A 24,683-nucleotide genomic window follows, 5' to 3' on the forward strand; every position below is an offset into this window, starting at 1 on the left:
GTGCCGCTCCTGCGCCTGCGCGGCGTGACCCGCCAGTTCGCGACGATCGACGGCCCGGCCCTGCAGATCCTGCGCGGCATCGACCTCGACGTCGCGCCGGGGGACCGCGTCTCGATCGTCGGCCGCTCGGGCTCGGGGAAGTCGACGCTGCTCAACATCCTCGGACTCGTCGACCAGCCGACGACCGGGGCCGTCGAGCTCGACGGCGAGCCGGTCGCGCTCATGGGCGCCCGCGCTCGCGATCGGCTGCGGGGCGCGAGCGTCGGCTTCGTCTTCCAGCAGTTCAACCTCATCGAGGGGCTCACGGCGGCCGAGAACGTCGCCGTGCCGCTCCACTACGGCGCGGGCCGCCGCTACTGGCAGCGCGCCCACCTCGCGCGCGAGATGCTGCACCGCGTGGGGCTCGGGCACCGGCTCGACACGAGGGCGACGAACCTCTCGGGCGGCGAGCAGCAGCGCGTCGCGATCGCCAGGGCGCTCGTGCGCCGGCCGCGGCTCATCCTCGCCGACGAGCCGACGGGCGCGCTCGACATCGAGACGGGCTCGCGCACGATGGACCTGCTCGACGAGGTCGCGACCGAGGCCGGCGCCGCGCTCGTCACCATCACGCACGACCTCGCCGTCGCGGCCCGCGCGCGGCGCGTGCTGCGGCTCGCCGACGGGCGGCTCCGCGCGCTCGAGCCGAGCGCGGCGGGAGCGCTCTCGTGACCGACGTCGTCGCCGCGATCCAGGACGCGTGGACCGAGCTGCGCATCCACCGCGGCCGCGTGCTCATGAGCCTCATTGGCGTGACGGTCGCGATCGCCGCGCTCACCGCATCCGTCGCCGTCGGCGACCTCGCCCGATCGACGCTCGTCTCGTCGATGGAGGCCAACGGCGGCCGGGCCGCGACCATCAGCCTGTGGGTCGAGACGTCGTCGGCCGACGGCACGCCGGGCGACCCCGTCGCCGCGCTCGACGCGATCGAGACGGCCGTCGACCGCTACCGCATCGACTACGCGAGCGCGCGCATGAGCACGGGCCTCGCGCTCGGCGGCGCGGGCGCATCGGTGCAGATCGAGGCGGTCGACCCCGACTTCGCCGTCATGCGGCACCTCCGCGTCGCCGATGGGCGCTTCCTCAACGAGAGCGACCGCGCGCGGCTCGCGCCCGCAGTCGTCGTGAACCGCGGCACGCTCGAGCTGCTCGGCGGCGGCGGGCTCGACGCGCACCGCACGATCGAGCTCGGCGGCACGACGGCCGTCGTCGTCGGCCTCGTCGACCGCGGCCTCGGCGACGAGTGGCCGCAGGCGTGGATGCTGCCGCGCGACGTGCTGCGCATCGCCGGGGACGATCCGTCCGCGATGCACTCCTCCCTCTCCCTCGAGGCGTGGGTCCCCGCGGAGGCGGCTGACGAGGGGCTGCGGATGCTGCGCCAGGACCTGCGCGGCGCGCTCCCGGGCGCGATGGTCGACGGTAACCGCAGCGACTGGCAGGCGTTCGAGGGCTACGATCCGCTGCTGCCGCTGCAGCTCACGCTCGTCGGCACCGCCGTCGTCATCCTGCTGCTCGGCGCGCTCGGGCTCGTGACCGTCGCCGTCGTCTCGATCCGGCAGCGCGTGCGCGAGCTGGGCATCCGCCGCGCCTTCGGAGCGTCACGCTCCCGCATCTTCGTCGCCGTCATGCTCGAGTCGGTCGTCGGCACGGTCGTCGCCGGCACGATCGGCATCGCGCTGTGCATCTTCGCCTACCGGCTGCCGATCGTGCAGGACGCGCTCACCCAGGGCATCGGCGGCATGGTGCTGCCCGGCTTCCCGATGTCGGCCGCCGTGACCGGGCTCATCGTCGCGGCTGCCGTCGGCGCGCTCGCCGGCAGCGTGCCCGCGACGATCGCCGTCCGCTCGAAGGTGATCGAGGCCATCCGCTTCTGAGCGGAGCGCCTCCGGCCGCTCGTGGGCGCCGGCATCTAGGGTGTCGGCCATGGCCACGAGCACCAAGTCGACCAAGCCGTCCCCGCGCGGGCGCTCGACCGGCACGTCGACCTCCGCGACGACGAAGGTGCAGCGCGCGACCCGGCAGCCGAAGGCCCAGCCGGTGTTCGAGGACGACGGCCCCGGCCTCGCGCAGCGCGCGTGGATGGGCCTCGCGCACGCGACGGGCGGCGCGGCGCGCGTCTTCGGGCGCGAGTCGCTCGCGAAGGAGGAGCGCCGCGACGGCGTGCCCTTCCTGCTGACGATCCTCGCGGTGCTCGGCGCCGTCGTCGAGTGGATCCTGCCCGCGAACCAGGTCGCGCAGGCCATCTCCGCCTACACGTGGGGCGGGCTGTTCGGCCAGGTCGCGATCGCGCTCCCGGTCGTCTTCGTGCTCCTCGCGCTGTGGATGTTCCGCCACCCGGCCTCGGTGAGCGACAACGGCCGCGTCGGCGTGGGCATCGCGCTGCTGCTGATCTTCGTCGCGGGCCTGTGCCACGTCGTGCTGGGCATGCCGGATGCGTCGCTCGGCATGCCCGCGCTCGCCGACGCGGGCGGGATCCTCGGCTGGGTCGCCGCCGCGCCGCTCGCCGCGCTCCTCACCCCGATCGGCGCGGGCATCGTGTGCGGCCTCGTCGCCGCGCTCGCGGTGCTCATCATCACCCGCACGCCGCCGACCCGCATCCCCGAGCGGCTCGCCGACCTCTACGGCTACCTCTTCGGCGTCGAGACCGGCACCCCTGAGGAGCGCGAGGAGGCCCGCCGCGCCCGCCGCGAGGCCAAGGAGCTCGCGAAGGCCGAGGCCGCCGAGGCGGCCGAGGAGGAGCCGATCGAGGGCGACACCGGATCGCTGCCGTTCTGGCGCCGCAACGCGACCGGCCGCGAGGTCGACCCCGCCTACGACACCCCCGTCATGATCGACCGAGAGCAGCCGACGACGCGCGTCGACGCCGCGGCGGTCGCCGTGCCCGCCACGACCCCCGAGCCGCTGCCGGAGGTCGCCGACGACGAGCACGAGGAGTACGCGACCGCGGTGCTCGAGTCGCTCGAGCAGGCCGAGGCGGCCATGCGGAAGCACACGGGCGAGGTCGCGGTCGACGCGCCGGCCGAGCCCGCCGCCGCGGCCCCCGCCGTCGCCCAGCGCCCCTACCGGCTGCCGTCCATCGCCTCGCTCGCGCAGGGAGACCCGCCCAAGGCGCGCTCGGCGGCGAACGACGAGATCGTCGCCGCGATCACCCAGGTGCTCGGCTCGTTCAACGTCGACGCGAAGGTCACCGGCTTCTCGCGCGGCCCGACCGTCACGCGCTACGAGATCGAGGTCGCACCGGGCGTCAAGGTCGAGCGCGTGACGGCGCTGTCGAAGAACATCTCCTACGCCGTCGCCTCGAACGAGGTGCGCATCCTCTCGCCCATCCCCGGCAAGTCCGCGATCGGCATCGAGATCCCGAACCCCGACCGCGAGACGGTCAAGCTCGGCGACGTGCTGCGCTCGCGCGCGGCGGCCGACTCGAAGCACCCGATGACGATCGGCATCGGCAAGGACGTCGAGGGCGGCTACGTCGTCGCGAACCTCGCGAAGATGCCCCACCTGCTCGTGGCCGGCTCGACCGGCTCGGGCAAGTCGTCGTTCGTCAACTCGATGATCACGAGCCTGCTCATGCGGGCGACGCCCGCCGAGGTGCGCATGGTGCTCGTCGACCCGAAGCGCGTCGAGCTCACCGCCTACCAGGGGGTGCCGCACCTCATCACCCCCATCATCACGAACCCCAAGAAGGCCGCCGAGGCGCTGCAGTGGGTCGTGAAGGAGATGGACATGCGGTACGACGACCTCGCGTCGTTCGGCTACAAGCACATCGACGACTTCAACAAGGCCGTGCGCGCCGACGAGATCGTGCTGCCCGCCGGCAGCCAGCGCACGCTCAAGCCCTACCCGTACCTGCTCGTCGTCGTCGACGAGCTCGCCGACCTCATGATGGTCGCCCCGCGCGACGTCGAGGACTCGATCGTGCGCATCACCCAGCTCGCGCGCGCCGCGGGCATCCACCTCGTGCTCGCGACCCAGCGGCCGTCGGTCGACGTCGTCACGGGCCTCATCAAGGCCAACGTGCCGAGCCGCTTCGCGTTCGCCGTCTCGAGCGTCACCGACTCGCGCGTCATCCTCGACCAGCCGGGCGCCGACAAGCTCATCGGCCAGGGCGACGGGCTCTTCCTGCCGATGGGAGCCAACAAGGCGATGCGCGTGCAGGGCGCGTGGGTCGACGAGGCCGAGATCCAGCGCGTCGTGCAGCACGTGACGGGCCAGGCCCGCCCCGAGTACCGCGACGACGTCGAGGAGACCGCGCAGAAGCGCGAGATCGACGCCGACATCGGCGACGACCTCGAAGACCTGTGCGCCGCGGCCGAGCTCGTCATCTCGACCCAGTTCGGCTCGACCTCGATGCTGCAGCGCAAGCTCCGCGTCGGCTTCGCGAAGGCCGGCCGGCTCATGGACCTCATGGAGTCGCGCGAGATCGTCGGGCCCTCGGAGGGGTCGAAGGCGCGCGACGTGCTCGTGCCGCCGGAGGGGCTCGCGGCCGTGCTGGCGTCGCTCCGCGGCGAGGGACCGGCGCCCGCCGCCGGCTCGTCGCCCGCGGCCGCGGCGCCCGCGGCCGACGAGCGGCCCGCGCCGAGCGCGCCCGCCGAGCCCGACGCATCCGACGACGACGAGGGCGCGTGGGTCGAGACCGACGACCGCTACAGCGACTCCTTCGACGAGGCGAACCGCGACGGGCTCGAGGTGGTCGAGGCTGAGGGCGGCGACGACGACGCGTGGTCGCTCACCGGGCGCGACTGAGCCGCCGAGGCGCACCTCCAGGCGCGCCGGGTAGCCTCGCAGCATGCCGATCCTGAGCCCGTGGCGCGGGCGCGTGTGGCGCAGGGGCGATGAGCCCGCGAGCGTCGCGAGCGTGCCGAACCTCATCTCGGTCGTGCGCATCCTGCTCACCCCGGTCTTCGTCGTCGTCGCGCTCTCGAACCCCGAGCCGGGCCTCGCCCGCACGCTCGCGGCGGTGCTCTTCACCGTGCTCATCGCGACCGACTTCGTCGACGGGCGCATCGCTCGGGGCCGCGGGCTCGTGACCGACTTCGGCAAGCTCATCGACCCGATCGCCGACAAGGCGATCACCTCGAGCGCCTTCGTCGTGCTCTCGGTGCTCGGCGAGCTGCCGTGGTGGATCACGATCGTCGTGCTCGTGCGCGAGTGGGGCATCACGCTCTACCGGCTCGTCGTCTCGAGCCGCACCGTGATCGCCGCCGACTGGGCCGGCAAGGCCAAGACCATGGCGCAGGCGATCGCGCTGCCGCTCGCGCTGCTGCCGCTGCAGGCGTGGGTCGGCGACTGGGGCGTGTGGGCGTGCGTCGTCACGATGACGATCGCGGTCGCCCTCACCATCTACTCGGGACTGGAGTTCGTGTGGCAGACGTGGAGGAGCCGGTGATGGATGCGATGGAGCTGTCGGGCAGGATCGTCGCGCGAGCCGCGGCGCGGGGGATCTCGATCGCGGTCGCGGAATCGCTCACGGGCGGCCTCGTCGCCGAGACGCTCGTGCGGACGCCCGGCGCGTCGGGCGTGCTGCGGCTCGGCGTCGTCGCGTACGCGACCGAGATGAAGGAGCAGGTGCTGCACGTGCCGACCGACCTGCTCGAGGAGCGCGGACCCGTCGACCCCGACGTCGCGATCTGGATGGCGCGCGGCGTGCGCCATCTCGCCGCGCTCGACCGGAGCGCCTGCACGATCGGCGTCGCGACGACGGGCGTCGCGGGTCCCGGCGCGCAGGACGACCACGCGCCGGGGGAGTTCCACATCGGGATCGAGCTCGAGACGGTCGACGGGCTCGTCTCGCACGCCTCCTCGCACTTCGAGCCGGGCGAGCGCGAGCAGGTGCGGGAGGCGGCGCTGCTCGCGGCGCTGCGCGAGCTCGACGCCGCGCTCGAGCGCACCGACCTCGTGATGCACAGCGAATCCAAGGGATGAGGAGTGCTGGCTCGGAATGCGCGGTGGGAGCCTTGCGTTGTCACAGGTCGTAGGCATCGAGCGGGTCGCAGGCAGGCTGCGGCTAGCATGATGCATCCACGGTGAAGGGGGAGACCATGGTGCTGGTTCGACAGGAGATCGGCGACGTGCTGCGCGACGTGCGCCTGCGCCAGGGCCGCACCCTGCGCCAGGTCGCCTCCCGCGCCTCCGTCGCCCTCGGATACCTCAGCGAGGTCGAGCGCGGCCAGAAGGAGGCCTCGAGCGAGATCCTCGCGTCGGTCGCCGAAGCGCTCGACGTGCCGCTCTCGAGCGTGCTGCACGAGGTGGGCGACCGCCTCGCGGTGCTCGAGGGCCTCGGCTACCACGAGCTCGACCGCATCGGCGCGAGCGTGCCCGACACGCTGCCCGACGACCTCGTCGCGGAGTTCGACTCCGCGGTGCGCTGAGAGCCTGCGGATGCGGGCGAGCGAGCTGCAGCTCGCGCTCGAGGAGGAGTTCGGCTCGCTCGGAGCCGTGCTGATGGAGGACACGACGCTCTCGAGCCTCGGCGGGCGCACCGGCGCGGTCGCGCTCGCCGAGGGCGTGCCGCCGCGGCAAGTGTGGCAGGCGATCTGCGACGCGAAGGACGTGCCGGTCTCCCGCCGCCACGGCCGCGGGGTGCGCGAAGCGCGTCGCTGACGCGTCGCGACACGCCGCCGGATCGTTCGAAGATCCGTTCGATCCGCCCGTAGGCTGGTCGTGCTCGACGGGACTGTCCACAGGCCGGGCCCGGGGCCGCACGCATGTCAGCGGCCCGACGTAGCGTGAGCGCCATCACCGACACGGAAGGCAAGCACATGCCCACACCCGCAGACCGCGACAAGTCGCTCGAGGCGGCGCTCGCGCAGATCGACCGGCAGTTCGGCAAGGGATCCGTCATGCGCCTCGGCAGCGAGGAGCGCGCGCCCGTCGAGGTCATCCCGACCGGCTCGATCGCGCTCGACGCCGCGCTCGGCATCGGCGGGCTGCCCCGCGGCCGCATCATCGAGATCTACGGCCCCGAGTCGTCGGGCAAGACGACGCTCACGCTCCACGCGATCGCCAACGCCCAGCGCAACGGCGGCATCGCGGCGTTCATCGACGCCGAGCACGCGCTCGACCCCGAGTACGCCAAGAAGCTCGGCGTCGACATCGACTCGCTGCTCGTCTCGCAGCCCGACACCGGTGAGCAGGCGCTCGAGATCGCCGACATGCTCATCCGCTCCGGCTCGATCGACATCATCGTCATCGACTCCGTCGCGGCCCTCGTGCCGCGCGCCGAGATCGAGGGCGAGATGGGCGACAGCCACGTCGGCCTCCAGGCCCGCCTCATGTCCCAGGCGCTCCGCAAGCTCACGGGCGGTCTCAACCAGACCGGCACGACGATGATCTTCATCAACCAGCTGCGCGAGAAGATCGGCGTCTTCTTCGGCAGCCCCGAGACGACCGCGGGCGGCAAGGCGCTCAAGTTCTACGCCTCCGTGCGCCTCGACATCCGCCGCATCGAGACGCTCAAGGACGGCGCCGACGCGGTCGGCAACCGCACGCGCGTCAAGGTCGTGAAGAACAAGATGGCGCCGCCCTTCAAGCAGGCCGAGTTCGACATCCTCTACGGCGTCGGCATCTCCCGCGAGGGCAGCCTCATCGACTTCGGCGTCGAGCACGGCATCGTGCGGAAGTCCGGCGCCTGGTACACCTACGACGGCGACCAGCTCGGCCAGGGCAAGGAGAAGGCACGCCAGTTCCTTCTCGACAACCCCGACATCGCCGGCGCGATCGAGCGGCAGATCCTCGGCAAGCTCGGCATCGGCGCCGCCGCGCCCGAAGCGGGCGTCGAGTCGCTCGACGCCCGCCGGCAGGAGCGCCAGGGCGCGTGAGCGAGCCCGACCGGCTCGCCGGGGTCACCGAGCTCTCGAGCTGGATCGCCGGACGCGACGAGCGCACCGGCGACCAGCCCGAGGCGCCCGAGCCCGGCGCGCCGCGGAGCGGCACGCGCGGGCGCTCCGGCGTCGGCTCGCGCGGCCGAGGCGCCGAGCGGGATGACGAGGGGGCGCCGCTCGAGCCGATCGACGAGGAGGCGGCGCGCTCGATCGCGCTGCGAGCGCTCGGCCGGCGCGGAGCGAGTCGATTCGAGCTCGATCGCGCCCTCGCGAAGCGCGATGTCGGGCCCGACGTGCGCGCCGCGGTGCTCGACCGGCTCGTCGAGGAGCGCTACCTCGACGACGAGCAGCTCGCGCGCGACGAGGCCGAGCGGCTCCGCGAGCGCAAGCAGCTCGGCGAGCGCGGCATCGCCGCGGCGCTGCGCCAGCGCGGTCTCGACCCGGCCGTGCTCGACGAGCCGGACCGCGACGACGAGCTCCAGCGCGCGATCGATGCCGCCGCCGACCGGCGCCGCCGCATGGGCGCGCTCGACGACGAGACCGCAGAGCGGCGGCTCGCCGGCTGGCTCCAGCGGCGCGGGTTCAGCGGCGGCGCGGTCCGCATCGCCATCGAGCGCTCCCGCCCGCGCGGGCCGCGGTTCCGCTGACGCTCGGCCGGGCCGCTCCCGGGCCCGGCCACAGGATGCGGCTCATGGCTGAGCGATAGGTTGAGGGCATGAAGACCACCAAGCTCATCGCCGTCCCCGCGCTCGCCGCTGCTTCCCTCCTCGCCCTCACCGGTTGCATCCAGATGCCGCCCGCCGCGCCTGGCAACGACACGGGCACCGACAGCGGGAACGGCTCGGGCAGCTCCGCAGCCGATGGCCTCGAGGGCACCTCCTGGACCGGTGGCATCGACGGCGTCGTCGCGCCCTTCGGCTTCACGCTCAACGCCGACGGCACCGTCGACATCACGCAGTGGGGCGACACCGATCAGCAGTACGACTCCCCGCAGGACGTCTGGGAGGGCGACTCCTCCGACCTCACCGTCACCATCACTGGGCTCGAGGAGGGCGCGTTCGACCTGACGGTCACCGGCAGCGCCACGGATGGCCAGATGGACCTCTCGGGCGAGGGCACGAACGGCGAGAGCTACACCCTCACCGCCACGCAGGACTGACGCGTCGGGGCGGCCGCCGCTCGGTACGCTGGAGGGCATGTCCACGACCTCCGCGCTGCGCACCTACGAGGTGAAGACCTTCGGGTGCCAGATGAACGTGCACGACTCCGAGCGCCTCCGCGGCTCGCTCGAGGAGGCCGGGTACGCCGAGGCCGTCGACGGCCGCCCCGACGTCATCGTCATCAACACGTGCGCGGTGCGCGAGAACGCCGACCAGAAGCTCTACGGCCACCTCGGGCACCTCGCGAAGACGAAGCGCGAGCGCCCCGGGTTCCAGATCGCCGTGGGCGGCTGCCTCGCGCAGAAGGACCGCGCCACGATCGTCGATCGCGCACCGTGGGTCGACGTCGTCTTCGGCACCCACAACATCGGCTCGCTCCCGACCCTGCTCGAGCGGAGCCGGCACAACGGCGAGGCCGAGGTCGAGATCCTCGAGGCGCTCGAGGTCTTCCCCTCGACCCTCCCGACCAAGCGCGAGTCCACCTACGCGGGGTGGGTCTCGATCTCGGTCGGCTGCAACAACACGTGCACGTTCTGCATCGTGCCGTCGCTGCGCGGCAAGGAGCGCGACCGGCGCCCTGGCGAGATCCTCGCCGAGGTGCAGGCGCTCGTCGACGACGGCGCGCTCGAGGTGACGCTGCTCGGCCAGAACGTCAACTCCTACGGCGTCGAGTTCGGCGACCGGCTCGCGTTCGGCAAGCTGCTGCGCGCCGCGGGCGAGATCGACGGCCTCGAGCGCATCCGCTTCACGAGCCCGCACCCCGCCGCCTTCACCGACGACGTCATCGACGCGATGGCCGAGACCGAGGCCGTCATGCCGCAGCTGCACATGCCGCTGCAGTCGGGCTCCGACCGCGTGCTGCGCGCCATGCGGCGCTCCTACCGCTCCGCGCGCTTCCTCGGCATCCTCGACCGCGTGCGCGAGCGCATCCCGCACGCCGCCATCACGACCGACATCATCGTCGGCTTCCCGGGCGAGACCGACGAGGACTTCGAGGAGACCATGCGCGTCGTCGAGGCCTCGCGCTTCGCCTCCGCCTTCACGTTCCAGTACTCCATCCGCCCCGGCACGCCCGCGGCGACGATGCCCGACCAGGTGCCGAAAGACGTCGTGCAGGAGCGCTTCGAGCGGCTCGTCACGCTGCAGGACCGCATCTCGTTCGAGGAGAACCGCGCGCAGGTCGGCCGCACGGTCGACGTGCTCGTCTCGGTCGGCGAGGGCAAGAAGGATGCGGAGACGCATCGCCTCTCGGGCCGCGCCGAGGACAACCGGCTCGTGCACTTCGCGCCCGGTGCCGGATCGCCGCGCCCTGGCGACATCGTCACCGCGCGCATCACGCACGCCGCGCCGTTCCACCTGCTCGCCGACGAGGGGCCGATCGCCGTGCGCCGCACGCGCGCCGGGGACGCGTGGGATCGCAGCCAGGCCGACTCGTGCGGCGTGCCGACGACCGTGGGCGCCGGCGCTGGGACGGGTCGCCCGGTCTCCCTCGGCCTGCCGACGCTGCGCATCGGCACGTGACCCTCATCGCCGTCGTCGGCGCCACCGGCACCGGCAAGACGGCGAGGTCGCTCGCGATCGCCGACGCGGTGGTCGCGCTCGGCGCCCGCGCCGAGATCGTCAACTGCGACGCGATGCAGCTCTACCGCGGGATGGACATCGGCACCGCGAAGGCGACCGCCGAGGAGCGACGAGTGCACCCGCACCACCTGCTCGACGTGCTCGAGCCATGGCAGGACGCCGCCGTCGCCGCCTACCGCGACGAGGCGGCGCGCGTCATCGCCGGCATCGAGGCCCGCGGCGCCGTGCCGATCCTCGTGGGCGGCAGCGGGCTGTACGCCTCGAGCGTGCTCTACGCCTTCGAGTTCCCGGCGACCGACGCCGAGCTCCGAGCACGGCTCGAGGCGGAGCTCGAGGCCGCGGGTGCCGCGGCGATGCACGAGCGCCTGCGCGCGCTCGACCCGGCGGCCGCCGAGGCCATCGGGCCGCACAACGGCCGCCGGCTCGTGCGCGCGCTCGAAGCGGTGACGCTCACGGGCGAGCCGTTCCGCGTCGGCCTGCCCGACGAGCGCTCGCTCGCGCGGCCAACGATCATCCAGCACGAGCGCGTCGACCGGGCCGAGCTCGTCGCGCGGCTCGACGAACGGGTGCTCGGGATGTGGCGGCTCGGCATCGTCGACGAGGCGCGAGCGCTCCGGGAGGCAGGCATCGAGCGCGGCACGACCGCCCAGCAGGCGATCGGCTACCGCCAGGCCCTCGACCAGCTCGACGGCCGGATCACGGCGGTCGAGGCCATCGAGCGCACGCAGGCACTCACCCGCCGCTACGCGCGTCGACAGGTGTCGTGGTTCCAGCGCTACCCGGCCGCGCCGTCCGCAGACGCGGCCGAGCTCGCACAGCGCGCGGTCGCTAGCCTGGGGGGATGACGATGCACGCCACCGGATTCGCGAAGGGCCACGGCACGGGCAACGACTTCGTGCTCGTCGCCGACCCGGGTGGCGAGCGCCCGCTGCTGCCGGGCGAGGTGCGCGCGCTCGCCGACCGGCGCTTCGGCATCGGGGGCGACGGGGTCATCCGCGCTGTGCCGGCGGGCCGCACCGGCGACGCGGTGCTCGACGCCGCGCCCGAGGGCACGTGGGCGATGGACTACTGGAACGCCGACGGCAGCGCGAGCGAGATGTGCGGCAACGGCGTGCGCGTGTTCGTGCGGTTCCTGCTCGAGCAGGGGCTCGCCGAGCTGCCGGACGGCGGCTCGATCGACGTGGCGACGCGCGCCGGCGTGAAGCGAGTCGTGCGGCACGGCAGCCTGCTCGCGGTCGACCTCGGCCCGTTCGAGCTCGGCGGCACGCGGCTCGTGGCCGCAGACGGCCTCGACGTCGCGAGGCCCGGCCTCGACGTCTCGACCGGCAACCCGCACGTCGTCGTCGCCCTCGCCGACGCGGCCGAGCTCGACGCGCTCGACCTGCACCGGCCTCCCTCGCTCGACCCCGTCGCCGAGGACGGTGCGAACGTCGAGTTCGTCGTCCCCGGCGTCATCGCCGACGGCATCGGCTCGATCCGGATGCGCGTGCACGAGCGGGGCGTGGGGGAGACCCTCTCGTGCGGCACGGGTGCCGTCGCCGCGGCCCTCGCGACCCGGCACTGGTCGGGCGGGGCCGCCGACCGCTGGATCGTCGACGTGCCGGGCGGGCGGCTCGAGGTCGACGTCGACGCCCGCGGCCACGCATGGCTCACGGGGCCCGCGGAGATCGTCTTCCGCGGGGAGGCGCTCAGTCCGGCGCCGTGACGGCGATGATGCGGTACGTCTTCCTGGAGTCGGCGCGCTCGACGTCGAAGCCGGCGAAGCGCTCCTGCAGCCAGCGCAACAGCGAGTCGGCGCCGAGGTGCTTCTGCACGACGAGCCACGCCGTCGCGCCCGGCACGAGCCGCGGGATCCACGCCTCGAGCAGCTCGTGCAGCTGCTGCTTGCCGATGCGGATCGGCGGGTTCGACCAGATCGCGTCGAAGCGCACATCGGCAGGAACGCGCTCTGGCATCGACGGCACGATGTTCGATAGACTGAGCAGCTCGGCATTCCGCTCCACGAGCGAGAGCGCTCGGGCGTTGACATCGACGGCCCAGACACGGGCATCGGGGGAGCGGAGCGCGAGCGTCGCGGCGATCGGCCCCCACCCGCAGCCGAGGTCGAGCAGCTCGCCCGTCGCGGGCGGCGCGGGCACGGCGTCGAGCAGCACCGCGGTGCCGACGTCGAGGCGGTCGCCGGAGAAGACGCCGGCGGCGGTCACCATCTCCCGCTCTCGACCCGCGATCGGCACCCGGAGCGTCCGGACCGACTCGGGCGCGGCAGGATCGGGCGAGAAGTAGTGGTCCGACACGGATCCGACAGTACAGAAGGAAGCAACGCATGGCAGAAGCCCAGGACGGCACCGAGAGCGGGCGCGCGATGGAGCGCATCCTCGCGTGGGCCGAGCCCGGCGAGAGCGAGCTGCTCTCGGCGCGCGCGCAGGCGCTGCAGGACGATGACGCGCCGAGCGACCTCGACGGCGATCAGCTCGACCGCGAGGAGCGCGCGGCGCTCCGGCGCGTCGACGGCCTGCGCACCGAGCTCGAGGACGTCACCGAGGTCGAGTACCGGCAGCTGCGGCTCGAGAACGTCGTGCTCGTGGGCGTCTACAGCGGCAATGCGGAGGACGCCGAGAACTCGCTGCGCGAGCTCGCGGCGCTCGCCGAGACGGCAGGCGCTCGCGTGCTCGACGGCGTCCTCCAGCGGCGCCCGAACCCCGACCCGGCGACGTACGTGGGCCGCGGCAAGGCGGAGGAGCTCGCCGCGATGGTGAAGGAGCTCGGCGCCGACACGGTCGTCGCCGACAGCGAGCTCTCGCCGAGCCAGCGGCGCGCGCTCGAGGACCGCGTGAAGGTCAAGGTCATCGACCGCACCGCCGTCATCCTCGACATCTTCAGCCAGCACGCGAAGAGCCGGGAGGGCAAGGCGCAGGTCGAGCTCGCGCAGCTCGAGTACCTGCTCCCGCGCCTGCGCGGCTGGGGCGAGTCGATGTCGCGCCAGGCCGGAGGACAGGTGGGCGGGCAGGGCGCAGGCATGGGCTCGCGCGGTCCCGGTGAGACGAAGATCGAGCTCGATCGCCGGCGCATCCACTCGCGCATGGCACGGCTGCGCAAGCAGATCAAGGGCTTCGCTCCCGCGCGCCAGGCCAAGCGGGCCAACCGCGACCGCAACGAGGTGCCGAGCGTCGCGATCGCCGGCTACACGAACGCCGGGAAGTCGAGCCTGCTCAACCGCATCACCGGCGCGGGCGTGCTCGTCGAGAACGCGCTGTTCGCGACGCTCGACGCGACCGTGCGCCGAGCGGAGACGCCCGACGGCCGCGAGTTCACGATCGCCGACACCGTCGGCTTCGTGCGCGACCTGCCGCACCAGCTCGTCGAGGCGTTCCGCTCGACGCTCGAGGAGGTCGCGGAGTCGGACGTGATCGTGCACGTCGTCGACGCGAGCCACCCGGACCCCGCGTCGCAGATCGCGACCGTGCGGGACGTGCTGGGGGAGACGGGCGCCCGCTCGATCCCCGAGATCGTCGTGTTCAACAAGGCCGATCTCGTGAGCGACGACGAGCGGCTCGTGCTGCGGGGTCTGCAGCCCGACGCCGTCTTCGCCTCCGCCCGCACGGGCGAGGGCGTCGACGAGATTCTCGAGCGCATCGCCGAGCTGCTGCCGCGGCCCGACGTCGCCGTCTCGCTGCTCGTGCCGTTCGATCGGGGCGACATCATCGCGATGCTGCACGACCGCTTCGAGGTGCTGCGCGAGGACTACGAGGCCGAGGGCACGCGCGTCGAGGCGATGGTGAGCGAGGCTGCCGTCGGGCAGCTCGCGGAGTTCGTGGTCGCCTAGATCTCGATGCGGCGGCCTGCGGCCGCCTACTCCATCTTGCGCCCTTCGGACTCAACGCCGCTGCGCGGCATTGAGTCCTTCGGGCGCAACTACACCGCGCGGAGCACCGCGACGACGCGGCCGAGCACCTCGGCCTCGTCGCCGAGGATCGGCTCGAACGCCGAGTTGCGCGGCAGCAGCCACGTGTGGCCGTCGCGCTGCTTGAACACCTTGACGGTCGCCTCGCCGTCGAGCATCGCCGCGACGATGTCGCCGTTCACCGCGTCGCGCTGCTGGCGCACGACGACCCAGTCGCCGTCGCAGATGGCCGCGTCGATCATCGAGTCGCCGACGACCTGCAGCATGAAGAGCTCGCCGGAGCCGACGAGCTGCTTCGGGAGCGGGAACACGTCGTCGACCTGCTCCTCGGCCGTGATCGGGATGCCCGCGGCGATGCGGCCGACGAGCGGCACGAAGGCGGCCTGCTGGATCGAGCCGACCGACTCGTCGACGTCATCGTCGACGAGCACCTCGATCGTGCGAGGCCTGGCCGGGTCGCGGCGGATGCAGCCTGCGAGCTCGAGCTGCCCGAGCTGGTGCGTGACGCTCGAGAGCGAGGAGAGGCCCACCGCGTCGCCGATCTCGCGGTAGCTCGGCGGATACCCGCGCTGCTTCACGGCGCGCTGGATCACCTGCAGGATCGCCTGCTGCTTCTCGGTGAGCTGCCTCGTCATCGTTGCCCCGATCCCCGCGTGTCAGTGGTGCCTGATGGACTCCTGGTGGTTCGAAAGCGTATCCGAGAGGGCGCCCGGATCAAACGCACGTTCGAGCGAGTCGTGGAGAAATCTGCAAGACGGGGTTGACGCGTGCGGCAGTTCGAAACTACATTCGAAACAGAGATCCGCAGCCGGTGCTCCCGGCCGAGCGCCGGCTGCGGATCCCAGTCCTCGGACTGGATCGAGAGGAGGCACTCATGACCGCCATCGCCACCGCCACCACCGCTGGCGCCGCACCGATGCCGCGCCTGCGCATGACCGCGCGCGGCCGCCGCGCCCTCGCCATGCTCGTCGCCGCACCCGTGCTCGCCGTCGGCGCGCTCGCGGGCGCCGGCCTCATCGGCGATGCCGTCACCGGTGCCGTCGCCTCCTCCTCGACCTCGACCGCCGACTTCGAGCACATCACCGTCGTGCCCGGCCAGTCGCTGTGGCAGATCGCCGAGGCCATCGCGCCCGAGGCCGACCCGCGCGACGTCATCGCCGAGATCGAGCTCCTCAACGGCATCGCGGGCGCGATCCAGCCCGGCGAGCGGCTCGCGATCCCCGCGCGGTACGCCGACTGACCAGCACGCCCGGACCGGCTGGCTCGCGCGGGCGACGGCATCCGCCGAAGTCCTAGGCTGGATCGGTGACGAGCCTCGATGACCTCCCGATCCGCGACGACCTCCGCGGCCTGACGCCCTACGGCGCACCGCAGCTCGAGGTGCCCGTGCGGCTCAACGTCAACGAGAACGCCTACCGGGTGCCCGAGGAGGTCGCGCTCGACATCGTCCAGGAGGTCGCGCGCGCGCTGCCCGACGCGAACCGCTACCCCGACCGCGAGTTCGACGAGCTGCGCCGCTCCTTCGCGCGCTACCTCGGGCACGGCGTGACGCCCGAGCAGATCTGGGCGGGCAACGGCTCGAACGAGGTGCTCCAGCACGTGCTGCAGGCCTTCGGCGGGCCGGGTCGCACCCTGCTGTCGTTCACGCCTACCTACTCGATGTATCCGCTGCTCGCGCAGGGCGTGGGGATGCGGTGGGTCCCGGTGCCGAGGGACGAGGGCTTCACTGTCGGCCTCGAGACCGTCCGCGCGGCGATCGCGGAGCACGACCCCGACATCGTCTTCCTCTGCTCGCCGAACAACCCGACCGGCACGGCGATCGACCTCGAGACGATCGAGGCGGCCGCCGAGGCGGCGCGCGGCATCGTGCTCGTCGACGAGGCCTACGCCGAGTTCGCCCGGGATCGCGACCGCACGGCGCTCACGCTGCTCGACCGGCACCCGCGGCTGCTTGTCTCCCGCACGATGAGCAAGGCGTTCGCGTTCGCCGGCATGCGGGTCGGCTATCTCGCCGCGCACCCCGCGGTCATCGACGCGCTCCGCCTCGTGCGGCTGCCGTACCACCTCTCGGCGATCACGCAGGCTGCGGCCGTGGCGGCACTGCGCCACAGCGACGTCATGCTCTCGCGCGTCGACGACCTGCGCGCCCAGCGCGACCGCATGGTCGAGGAGCTCTCCCGGCTCGGCTACCGCCCCTACCCCTCGGACGCGAACTTCGTGCTCGTCGCCGGCGTCGACGAGCCGCAGGCGACCTTCCGCGCCCTGCTCGACCGCGGCATCCTCGTGCGCGACGTCGGGCTGCCCGGCACGCTCCGCATCACCGCCGGCACGAGGGCCGAGACGAGCGCGCTGCTGGCCGCGATGGCCGAGCTGCGGCCCGAGTAGGATCGAAGGATGCCCCGCACCGCAACCATCGAGCGCACGACGAGCGAGTCGAGCATCCGCCTGAGCGTCGACCTCGACGGCACGGGCGCCTCCTCGATCTCGACGACGGTGCCCTTCTACGACCACATGCTGACCGCGTTCTCGAAGCACTCGCTCATCGACCTGACGGTCGAGGCGAGCGGCGACACCGACATCGACGCGCACCACACGGTCGAGGACACCGCGATCGCGCTCGGCCTCGCCCTCGGCGAGGCGCTCGGCGACAAGCGGGGCGTGCGCCGCTACGGCGACGCGACCGTGCCGCTCGACGAGGCGCTCGCGCGCGCGGTCGTCGACCTCTCGGGCCGGCCGTTCCTCGTGCACTCCGGCGAGCCCGCGGGCTTCGAGCTGCACCGCATCGGCGGGCACTTCACGGGCTCCCTCGTGCGCCACGCGTTCGAGGCCATCGCGCTCAACGCGCGGCTGACCGCGCACGTCGAGGTGCTCGCGGGCCGCGACCCGCACCACATCGCTGAGGCGGAGTTCAAGGCCTTCGCGCGCGCGATGCGCGTCGCGGTCGAGCCCGACCCGCGCGTGACCGGCGTCCCGTCGACGAAGGGCGCACTGTGACCGCCCAGCGCAAGCGCGTCGCGCTGCTCGACTACGGGCTCGGCAACGTCCACTCGGCCGCGAAGGCGCTCGAGGCGGCCGGCGCCGACGTGCGCCTGACGGCCGACCGCACCGCGATCATGGAGGCCGACGGCCTCGTCGTGCCCGGCGTCGGCTCGATGGCCGCGTGCATGGAGGGCATCCAGGCGATCCACGGCGGCGAGCTCATCGGCCGACGGCTCGCGGGCAGCCGGCCCGTGCTCGGCATCTGCGTGGGCATGCAGGTGCTGTTCTCCTCGGGCGAGGAGGGCGGCGGCGACACCCGCGGCCTCGACGAGTGGCCGGGCACCGTGCGCCGCCTGCGCGCCGACGTGCTGCCGCACATGGGCTGGGCGCAGGTCGAGGCGCCGGAGCACTCCCAGCTCTTCGCCGGCCTCGCCGACGAGCGCTTCTACTTCGTCCACTCCTACGGCGTCACCGAGTGGGGGCTCGACCCCGAACCGCGCATGCGCCAGCCCGCCGTCACGTGGGCCGAGCACGGCGAGCGGTTCATCGCCGCCGTCGAGAACGGCCCGCTCGCGGCGACGCAGTTCCACCCCGAGAAGTCGGGCGAGGCAGGCGTGCGCCTGCTCGAGAACTGGGTCCGCGGGCTCTGATCCACCCCGGCCGCCGGCGCGACCGCGCCGCGGCCACCGTCCGGAAGGCAACGCATCCCATGACCGACTTCAACCAGTCGCCCAAGCTGCAGCTGCTGCCCGCGATCGACGTCGCCGGCGGCAAGGCGGTGCGGCTCACGCAGGGCAAGGCGGGCACCGAGACCTCGTTCGGGAGCCCCGTCGACGCCGCGGAGGACTGGATCCGGCAGGGCGCGGAGTGGCTGCACCTCGTCGACCTCGACGCGGCATTCGGCCGCGGCGACAACCGCGCCGTGATCCGCAAGGTCATCAAGGCGGCGAAGGGCCGCGTCAACGTCGAGCTCTCCGGCGGCATCCGCGACGAGGCCTCGCTCGAGGCGGCCCTCGCGACCGGCGTCAAGCGCATCAACCTCGGCACCGCGGCGCTCGAGAACCCCGAGTGGACCGCATCCGTCATCGCCGAGTACGGCGACCAGATCGCCGTCGGGCTCGACGTGCGCGGCACGACGCTCGCCGCGCGCGGCTGGACCGAGGACGGCGGCGACCTGTGGCACGTGCTCGACCGGCTCGAGGCCGCCGGCTGCAGCCGCTACGTCGTCACCGACGTGACGAAGGACGGCACCCTCAAGGGGCCGAACCTCGAGCTGCTGCGGCAGGTCGGCGAGCGCACGCAGAAGCCGATCGTCGCCTCCGGCGGCGTCGCGAGCCTCGACGACATCGCGGCGCTTCGCGAGCTCGTGCCGCACGGGGTCGAGGGCGCGATCGTCGGCAAGGCGCTCTACGCGGGCGCGTTCACGCTCGCGGCGGCGCTCGACGTCGCGGGCCAGTAGCCGATGCCGGGCCCGACGCCCGGCCGCGACGCCGACTCGGCCGGCCGCCCCTGGGCGGGGCGCTCGTTCCACCACCACCACTCGACCTACGCGGGCGACGACGGCTCGGCGCCCGAGGGCTACCTCGAGGCGGTGCGCGCGCTCGTCGAGGGGAGCGGGGCCCGCGGCGCGGTCGTCGCGGCGCTCCGCGGGCAGCGCGTGCTCGTGCCGCTGCTCGCGGCGGCGGGGGAGACGGGCGTCGACGAGCGCGGTCGCACGGTCGACAAGACGCAGGAGCTCTCGATCGTGACCGTGCAGGGCCCCGACGGCGCGCCGATCCTGCCGATGTTCTCGCACGTGCAGGCGATGCAGTCGTGGAACGCCGCCGCGCGGCCGGTGCCCTCGAGCGTGCAGCGCGCCGCGGCCGCCGCCCTCGACGGGCCCGCGCGCATCGTGCTCGACCCGGGCTCGGCGAGCGAGTTCGTGCTCGGCCGCACGATGCTCGAGGCGATGCTGACGGATGCGCCGTGGTCGTGGGGCGCGGAGGATCCCGCCGTGCACGAGGCCGTCCTCGACGCGCTCTTCGCGCAGCCCGCGGTGCAGGGCGTCGTGCTCGCGACCGGCGACCCGCTGTGCCGGCTCGCGGGCGCCGACCTCGAGGTGCACGCGCTCGTCGACGGCTCGGCGGATGCCGCCGAGCAGGTCGGCCGCGCGGCGCGCGCGCTCGGCGAGGCCGAGGTGCTGCGCGCGGGGGTCGAGAGCCTCGCGCTGCGCGTGCACCGCTGGGACGGCGGAGCCTCGCGGCTGCCGCTCTCGGCGCCGCCGCTCGCGGCGGTCACCCGCGCCGAGCGGCCCTGAGCCGACCGGCCGCTAGACGACCGAGCCGGTGTACTTCTCGCCGGGGCCCTTGCCGGGCGCGTCGGGGAAGGCGCTCGCCTCGCGGAACGCGAGCTGCACCGAGCGCAGCCCGTCGCGCAGCGGCGCGGCGTGGACGCTGCCGACCTCGGGCGCCGCCGCCGTGACGAGCCCCGCGAGCGCGTTGATGAGCTTCCGCGCCTCGTCGAGGTCGATCTGCTGCTCGGGGTCGTCGGCGAGGCCGACCTTGACCGCCGCGGCGCTCAGCAGGTGGATCGCGACGGTGTTGATGAGCTCCACCGCGGGGACGTCGGCGATGTCGCGCACCTCGTCGAGGCGGTCGTCATCGTGGTCGTGCTCGATCGCGTCGGTCATCGCGCTCTTCTCCTGAAGGCTGGGCTCTGGTAGAGTTCTGCAGGTTTCGGGCTCTCGCCCGGAGGTGAAAGAGGAGCAATCCCACCCGCAGCCGTTCCAGGCTAACGGGTCAGCGGCACGGCGTCGCGCGTCACTCGATGCGCCGGGGCTCGTGCTGAGCCACGTGGCACATCGCGCGTATCCGGCTCCTCGTTCGCCGTGCACCAGCACACAGCAGCAACGAGAAGGAGCCCGCGATCAGCGATCCCCGCATCAACGAGCGCATCCGCGTCCCAGAAGTACGACTGGTCGGCCCCGGCGGCGAGCAGGTCGGCGTCGTGAGGGTCGAGGATGCCCTTCGCCTCGCCCGCGAGGCAGAGCTCGACCTCGTCGAGGTCGCTCCCGCCGCGCGGCCGCCCGTGGTCAAGATCATGGACTACGGCAAGTTCAAGTACGAGCAGGCGCAGAAGGCGAAGGATGCTCGTCGCAACCAGGCGAACACGGTCCTCAAGGAGGTCCGATTCCGCCTCAAGATCGACGAGCACGACTACGAGACGAAGCGCAAGCGCGCGCAGGGGTTCCTCGAGGGCGGCGACAAGGTCAAGGCGATGATCCTCTTCCGCGGCCGCGAGCAGTCGCGACCGGAGATGGGCGCCAAGCTGCTGCAGCGCTTCGCCGAGGACATCCGCGAGTACGGCGTCGTCGAGTCGTCGCCGACGCTCGATGGCCGCAACATGACGATGGTCGTGGGCCCGCTGCGCTCGAAGGCCGACGCGAAGACCGAGCAGAACGCCGTGCGCTCCGAGCAGCGCAAGGCCGCGCAGGAGAAGCGTCGTCAGGAGTCGGAGCGGAAGGCCCAGCGCCAGGCCGAGCTCGAGGCATCGCGCCCCGCGCCCCGGCCGGCACCGGCGCGCACGCCCGCGCCGCCGAGCGGCGAGCCGCTGCGCGTGCCGCGCACCGAGTCGGATCGCTCGTCGCGCCCGGACCGCTCGTCGCGCCCGTCGAGCGACCGCTCCTCGAGCGACCGCCCGTCGCGCCCGTCGTCGGAGCGCGGCTCCGAGCGCTCGAGCGACTCGCGGCCGCGTCAGGCGCCCCGCACCATCGCGCCCACGCCGGCCAACGCGCCGCGCCCGGCGTCGATGCCCAAGCCCGCTGCCGCGCCCGCGGCAGGCACCCCCGCTGCACCCGCAGCGCCCAAGCCCGCTGCGACGCCCGCGGCCCCGAAGCCCGGGGCCAAGCCCGCGGCGCCCTCGGCGGCCAAGCCCGCGGCACCCAAGGCCAAGCCCGCAGGCAAGCCCGCGGACAAGCCAGCATCCGAGTAGGAGAGAAGAATGCCCAAGCAGAAGACGCACTCCGGTGCCAAGAAGCGCTTCAAGGTGACCGGCACCGGCAAGATCCGCAAGCAGCAGGCCGGCATGCGCCACAACCTCGAGGTCAAGTCGTCGGTCCAGACGCGCCGCCTCAACAAGGACAAGGTGCTCGCGCCCGCCGACGCCAAGACCATCAAGAAGCTGCTCGCCCGCTGACGCGCGCGACGAAGTAGAGACGAAGAGAGAGAACCACTCATGGCACGTGTCAAGAGGGCCGTCAACGCCGCCAAGAAGCGCCGCGTCATCCTCGAGCAGGCCGAGGGCTACCGCGGGCAGCGCTCGCGGCTGTACCGCAAGGCGAAGGAGCAGCTGCTCCACTCGCACGTCTACGCGTTCCGCGACCGCAAGGCGAAGAAGGGCGACTTCCGCCGCCTGTGGATCCAGCGCATCAACGCCGCGTCGCGCGCGAACGGCCTGACGTACAACCGCCTCATCCAGGGCCTCGGCCTCGCGGGCATCGAGGTCGACCGCCGCATGCTCGCCGAGCTCGCGGTCAACGAGCCCGCGACCTTCGCCGCGCTCGTCGAGTCGGCCAAGGCCGCCCTGCCCACCGACACGTCGGCTCCGCAGAGCGCGGCCTGACGTGCTCGACAGCCCCCGCGCGCCTCGCGTGCGAGCGGCTGCCAAGCTCCAGCAGCGAACAGCCCGGTCCGAGACCGGGCTGTTCCTGTTGGAGGGACCGGCCGCGCTCGACGAGGCGCTGCGCTTCGCGCCCGCGTCGCTCGTCGAGGTCTTCGCGACCGACGAGGCGCGCGAGCGCCACGCCGAGCTGCTCGGCCGCGTCGACGCGCGGCAGCTCACCGCGGTCTCCGACCGCGCCCTGAAGGCCATGACCGACACCGTGCGGCCGCAGGGCATCGTCGCCGTCGCGAAGCAGTCGCCCGTCGCCCTCGAGACCGCGATCGAGCGGGCAGCGGCGGCGGACCACCCGCTCATCGCGATCCTCCACGAGGTGCGCGACCCGGGGAACCTCGGCACGATCCTCCGCGCCGCCGACGCGGCCGGCGCATCCGCCGTCATCGTGACCGCGAACTCCGTCGATGCCTTCTCACCGAAGGTCGTGCGCTCGACGACCGGCTCGCTCTTCCACCTCGACGTCTCGGTCGGTGCCTCGACCGCGGATGCCGTCGCGGCCGCGCAGGCGGCGGGCCTCACCGTGCTCGCCGCCGACGTCTCGGGCGACGACCTCGTCGCGCTCCAGGGCGAAGGGATGCTGTCGGGCCCGACCGCGTGGCTGTTCGGCAACGAGGCACGCGGCCTCGACGAGGCGACGCTCGCGCTCGCCGATCGCGCGGCGCGGCTGCCGATCTACGGCCGCGCGGAGTCGCTCAACCTCGCGACCGCCGCCTCCGTGTGCCTGTACCAGAGCGCCTTCGCCCAGCGCGGCGTGTAACCATTCCATTGCGATCGGGCGCGCGCGGCCGGATCGACCGCTCGCGCCGTGCTTTGATGAGCGCATGCAGCCCCTCGTCGAGCTCGACCACGTCAACAAGCACTACGGCGACCTCCACGTCCTGAACGACATCGACGTCTCGATCCCCAAGGGCCAGGTCGTCGTCGTGATCGGCCCCTCGGGCTCGGGCAAGTCGACCTTCTGCCGCGCGATCAACCGGCTCGAGACGATCGACTCCGGCGAGATCCGCATCGACGGGGTGCCGCTGCCGAAGGAGGGCAAGGCGCTCGCGCAGCTGCGCGCCGACGTCGGCATGGTCTTCCAGTCGTTCAACCTCTTCTCGCACAAGTCCATCCTCGAGAACGTCACGCTCGGGCCCATCAAGGTGCGCGGCCTGAAGCGCAAGGACGCCGAGGAGCGCGCGATGCACCTGCTCGAGCGCGTCGGCATCGCCAACCAGGCGCACAAGATGCCCGCCCAGCTCTCGGGCGGGCAGCAGCAGCGCGTCGCGATCGCGCGCTCGCTCGCGATGGAGCCGAAGCTCATGCTCTTCGACGAGCCGACGAGCGCGCTCGACCCCGAGATGATCAACGAGGTGCTCGACGTCATGGTCGAGCTCGCCCACGGCGGCATGACGATGATCACCGTCACGCACGAGATGGGCTTCGCCCGCAAGGCGGCTGACCGCGTGCTCTTCATGGCCGACGGCAGGGTCGTCGAGGACTCGACGCCCGAGTCGTTCTTCTCGAACCCCCGGTCGGCTCGCGCCAAGGACTTCCTCTCGAAGATCCTCACGCACTGATCCGCAAGTCCCAGCAACCCCGAAGAAGGAGAAGCACCATGCGCAGCAAGCTCACGCTCGGCGTGGCCGCGTTCGCGGTCCTCGCGCTCACCGCGTGCGGCGGCCCCGCCGGCACGACCTCGTCCGAGGCGCCGGAGGAGCCGACCGACACCGGCTCGGCCACGACGTCCGACCACCCCTACGGCCTCGAGGTCGCGGAGTCGCCCGAGTTCGAGGCAGGCACGTCGATGGCGGAGTTCGCCGAGGCGGGCACCATCACGATCGGCACGAAGTTCGACCAGCCGCTCTTCGGCCTCGTCGGTCCCGACGGCGCGCCCGAGGGCTTCGACGTCGCGGTCGGCTCGCTCATCGCGGCCGAGCTCGGCATCGCGTTCGAGGACATCCAGTGGGAGGAGACGGTCTCCGCCAACCGCGAGACGTTCATCGAGAACGGCACCGTCGACCTCGTCGTCGCGACGTACACGATCAACGACGCGCGCAAGGAGAAGGTCGACTTCGCCGGCCCCTACTACGAGGCCGGTCAGGCGCTCATGGTGCAGGCGGGCAACCCCGAGGGCATCACGGGCCCCGACGACGTCGCGGGCCTCTCGGTCTGCTCGGTCGAGGGCTCGACGCCCGCGGCGCGCATCGTCGACGAGTACGGCGCCAACCTCCAGGCGACCGACACCTACTCGAACTGCCTCGACCCGCTGCGCAACGGCCAGGTCGTCGCGGTGACGACCGACAACGTCATCCTCGCCGGCTTCGTCGACCAGAACGCGGGCGAGTTCGAGCTCGTCAACGAGGGCGAGACCTTCACGTCCGAGCCCTACGGCATCGGCCTCACGAAGGGCGACGACGCCTTCCGCGACTGGATCAACGACGTCCTCGAGGAGGCCCAGGCCGACGGCACGATGGACTCGCTGTGGGAGCAGACGGCCGGCACCGTGCTGCCCACGCCGGAGTTCCCGGCGGTCGACCGCTACTGATCGATCCACGGCGCCGGGTGCGG

The 24,683-nt window shown here is 72.8% G+C and carries 29 protein-coding genes; 26 read left to right on the forward strand and 3 right to left on the reverse strand.

Annotated features, from left to right (window positions below):
- The 13 genes from H508_RS15975 (at position 1) to dapF (ending at position 12,305) form a co-directional block, all read left to right on the forward strand.
- Positions 1-708, forward strand: coding sequence for an ABC transporter ATP-binding protein (locus tag H508_RS15975; RefSeq protein ID WP_031224426.1), 708 nt, complete (start codon positions 1-3; stop codon positions 706-708).
- Positions 705-1,910, forward strand: coding sequence for an ABC transporter permease (locus tag H508_RS0110875; RefSeq protein ID WP_026374074.1), 1,206 nt, complete (start codon positions 705-707; stop codon positions 1,908-1,910). The genes H508_RS15975 and H508_RS0110875 overlap by 4 nt, the downstream gene beginning before the upstream one ends.
- 49 nt (positions 1,911-1,959) lie before the next feature.
- Positions 1,960-4,782, forward strand: a complete 2,823-nt coding sequence (locus H508_RS0110880; RefSeq protein WP_026374075.1) for an FtsK/SpoIIIE family DNA translocase — start codon at positions 1,960-1,962, stop codon at positions 4,780-4,782.
- Positions 4,783-4,825: 43 nt separating this feature from the next.
- Positions 4,826-5,425, forward strand: a complete 600-nt coding sequence (gene pgsA / locus H508_RS0110885; protein WP_026374076.1) for a CDP-diacylglycerol--glycerol-3-phosphate 3-phosphatidyltransferase — start codon at positions 4,826-4,828, stop codon at positions 5,423-5,425.
- Positions 5,425-5,961, forward strand: coding sequence for a CinA family protein (locus H508_RS15980; protein WP_084155289.1), 537 nt, complete (start codon positions 5,425-5,427; stop codon positions 5,959-5,961). The genes pgsA and H508_RS15980 overlap by 1 nt, the downstream gene beginning before the upstream one ends.
- 116 nt (positions 5,962-6,077) lie before the next feature.
- Positions 6,078-6,407, forward strand: coding sequence for a helix-turn-helix domain-containing protein (locus H508_RS0110895; RefSeq protein WP_021011796.1), 330 nt, complete (start codon positions 6,078-6,080; stop codon positions 6,405-6,407).
- Between the two features lie 10 nt (positions 6,408-6,417).
- Positions 6,418-6,639, forward strand: coding sequence for a DUF3046 domain-containing protein (locus tag H508_RS0110900; RefSeq protein ID WP_026374077.1), 222 nt, complete (start codon positions 6,418-6,420; stop codon positions 6,637-6,639).
- A gap of 158 nt (positions 6,640-6,797) precedes the next feature.
- Positions 6,798-7,856 (forward strand): recombinase RecA, encoded by a 1,059-nt coding sequence (gene recA, locus H508_RS0110905; protein WP_026374078.1) that lies wholly within the window; start codon positions 6,798-6,800, stop codon positions 7,854-7,856.
- Positions 7,853-8,506 carry a regulatory protein RecX gene (locus H508_RS15985; RefSeq protein WP_051223280.1) on the forward strand — a complete coding sequence of 218 codons (654 nt, stop codon included), beginning with the start codon at positions 7,853-7,855 and terminating at the stop codon, positions 8,504-8,506. Before recA ends, H508_RS15985 begins: the two co-directional genes overlap by 4 nt.
- Positions 8,507-8,574: 68 nt before the next feature.
- Positions 8,575-9,018, forward strand: a complete 444-nt coding sequence (locus H508_RS0110915) for a hypothetical protein (protein WP_026374079.1) — start codon at positions 8,575-8,577, stop codon at positions 9,016-9,018.
- 37 nt (positions 9,019-9,055) lie between these two features.
- Complete coding sequence (miaB, locus tag H508_RS0110920; RefSeq protein WP_026374080.1) at positions 9,056-10,540, forward strand: tRNA (N6-isopentenyl adenosine(37)-C2)-methylthiotransferase MiaB; 1,485 nt, start codon at positions 9,056-9,058, stop codon at positions 10,538-10,540.
- Entirely contained in the window at positions 10,537-11,445 is a 909-nt protein-coding gene (miaA, locus tag H508_RS0110925; RefSeq protein WP_026374081.1) for a tRNA (adenosine(37)-N6)-dimethylallyltransferase MiaA, read from the forward strand. Before miaB ends, miaA begins: the two co-directional genes overlap by 4 nt.
- A gap of 2 nt (positions 11,446-11,447) precedes the next feature.
- Positions 11,448-12,305: a diaminopimelate epimerase gene (dapF, locus tag H508_RS0110930; protein WP_026374082.1), complete on the forward strand. Its 858-nt coding sequence runs from the start codon at positions 11,448-11,450 to the stop codon at positions 12,303-12,305.
- Here dapF and H508_RS0110935 read toward each other — a convergent pair.
- Positions 12,289-12,894 (reverse strand): class I SAM-dependent methyltransferase, encoded by a 606-nt coding sequence (locus H508_RS0110935; RefSeq protein ID WP_026374083.1) that lies wholly within the window; start codon positions 12,892-12,894, stop codon positions 12,289-12,291. The genes dapF and H508_RS0110935 overlap by 17 nt on opposite strands.
- Before the next feature lie 68 nt (positions 12,895-12,962).
- Here H508_RS0110935 and hflX point away from each other — a divergent pair, with 68 nt between their 5' ends.
- A complete protein-coding gene (hflX, locus tag H508_RS0110940) occupies positions 12,963-14,423 on the forward strand; it encodes a GTPase HflX (RefSeq protein WP_245569523.1) in 1,461 nt (486 codons plus the stop codon).
- Positions 14,424-14,512: 89 nt separating this feature from the next.
- On the opposite strand, the gene lexA is transcribed toward hflX, so the two are convergent.
- Entirely contained in the window at positions 14,513-15,136 is a 624-nt protein-coding gene (lexA, locus tag H508_RS0110945; RefSeq protein WP_051223285.1) for a transcriptional repressor LexA, read from the reverse strand.
- 239 nt (positions 15,137-15,375) lie between these two features.
- Here lexA and H508_RS0110950 point away from each other — a divergent pair, with 239 nt between their 5' ends.
- From H508_RS0110950 to H508_RS15990, 6 genes are all read left to right on the forward strand, one after another.
- On the forward strand, positions 15,376-15,741 hold the full coding sequence (locus H508_RS0110950) for a hypothetical protein (RefSeq protein ID WP_026374086.1): 366 nt from the start codon (positions 15,376-15,378) through the stop codon (positions 15,739-15,741).
- A gap of 65 nt (positions 15,742-15,806) precedes the next feature.
- Positions 15,807-16,886, forward strand: coding sequence for a histidinol-phosphate transaminase (locus H508_RS0110955; RefSeq protein ID WP_026374087.1), 1,080 nt, complete (start codon positions 15,807-15,809; stop codon positions 16,884-16,886).
- A 9-nt stretch (positions 16,887-16,895) separates the two neighbouring features.
- Positions 16,896-17,495 (forward strand): imidazoleglycerol-phosphate dehydratase HisB, encoded by a 600-nt coding sequence (hisB, locus tag H508_RS0110960; RefSeq protein WP_026374088.1) that lies wholly within the window; start codon positions 16,896-16,898, stop codon positions 17,493-17,495.
- Positions 17,492-18,130 carry an imidazole glycerol phosphate synthase subunit HisH gene (gene hisH, locus H508_RS0110965; protein ID WP_026374089.1) on the forward strand — a complete coding sequence of 213 codons (639 nt, stop codon included), beginning with the start codon at positions 17,492-17,494 and terminating at the stop codon, positions 18,128-18,130. The genes hisB and hisH overlap by 4 nt, the downstream gene beginning before the upstream one ends.
- A 59-nt stretch (positions 18,131-18,189) precedes the next feature.
- Positions 18,190-18,939, forward strand: coding sequence for a bifunctional 1-(5-phosphoribosyl)-5-((5-phosphoribosylamino)methylideneamino)imidazole-4-carboxamide isomerase/phosphoribosylanthranilate isomerase PriA (gene priA, locus H508_RS0110970; RefSeq protein WP_021011810.1), 750 nt, complete (start codon positions 18,190-18,192; stop codon positions 18,937-18,939).
- 3 nt (positions 18,940-18,942) lie between these two features.
- A complete protein-coding gene (locus tag H508_RS15990) occupies positions 18,943-19,776 on the forward strand; it encodes an SseB family protein (RefSeq protein ID WP_051223287.1) in 834 nt (277 codons plus the stop codon).
- A gap of 12 nt (positions 19,777-19,788) precedes the next feature.
- Here H508_RS15990 and H508_RS0110980 read toward each other — a convergent pair whose 3' ends face one another.
- Positions 19,789-20,148: a DUF1844 domain-containing protein gene (locus tag H508_RS0110980; RefSeq protein WP_026374090.1), complete on the reverse strand. Its 360-nt coding sequence runs from the start codon at positions 20,146-20,148 to the stop codon at positions 19,789-19,791.
- Between the two features lie 284 nt (positions 20,149-20,432).
- On the opposite strand from H508_RS0110980, the gene infC reads away from it, so the two are divergent.
- The 6 genes from infC to H508_RS0111010 all read left to right on the forward strand — a co-directional run bounded on the left by infC (position 20,433) and on the right by H508_RS0111010 (position 24,660).
- A complete protein-coding gene (gene infC, locus H508_RS0110985; RefSeq protein WP_245569524.1) occupies positions 20,433-21,449 on the forward strand; it encodes a translation initiation factor IF-3 in 1,017 nt (338 codons plus the stop codon).
- A gap of 9 nt (positions 21,450-21,458) precedes the next feature.
- Positions 21,459-21,653 carry a 50S ribosomal protein L35 gene (rpmI, locus tag H508_RS0110990; protein WP_021011813.1) on the forward strand — a complete coding sequence of 65 codons (195 nt, stop codon included), beginning with the start codon at positions 21,459-21,461 and terminating at the stop codon, positions 21,651-21,653.
- A 39-nt stretch (positions 21,654-21,692) separates the two neighbouring features.
- Positions 21,693-22,079: a 50S ribosomal protein L20 gene (rplT, locus tag H508_RS0110995; protein ID WP_026374092.1), complete on the forward strand. Its 387-nt coding sequence runs from the start codon at positions 21,693-21,695 to the stop codon at positions 22,077-22,079.
- A gap of 1 nt (position 22,080) precedes the next feature.
- Positions 22,081-22,890 (forward strand): TrmH family RNA methyltransferase, encoded by an 810-nt coding sequence (locus tag H508_RS0111000; protein ID WP_026374093.1) that lies wholly within the window; start codon positions 22,081-22,083, stop codon positions 22,888-22,890.
- 64 nt (positions 22,891-22,954) lie between these two features.
- Positions 22,955-23,692: an amino acid ABC transporter ATP-binding protein gene (locus H508_RS0111005; RefSeq protein WP_026374094.1), complete on the forward strand. Its 738-nt coding sequence runs from the start codon at positions 22,955-22,957 to the stop codon at positions 23,690-23,692.
- 38 nt (positions 23,693-23,730) lie between these two features.
- The gene (locus H508_RS0111010; protein WP_026374095.1) at positions 23,731-24,660 is read left to right on the forward strand and encodes a glutamate ABC transporter substrate-binding protein; all 930 of its coding nucleotides are present in this window, start codon (positions 23,731-23,733) and stop codon (positions 24,658-24,660) included.
- Positions 24,661-24,683: the final 23 nt, after the last annotated feature.

Source organism: Agrococcus lahaulensis DSM 17612 (assembly GCF_000425105.1).
In the GTDB taxonomy this organism is placed as follows: Bacteria; Actinomycetota; Actinomycetes; order Actinomycetales; family Microbacteriaceae; genus Agrococcus; species Agrococcus lahaulensis.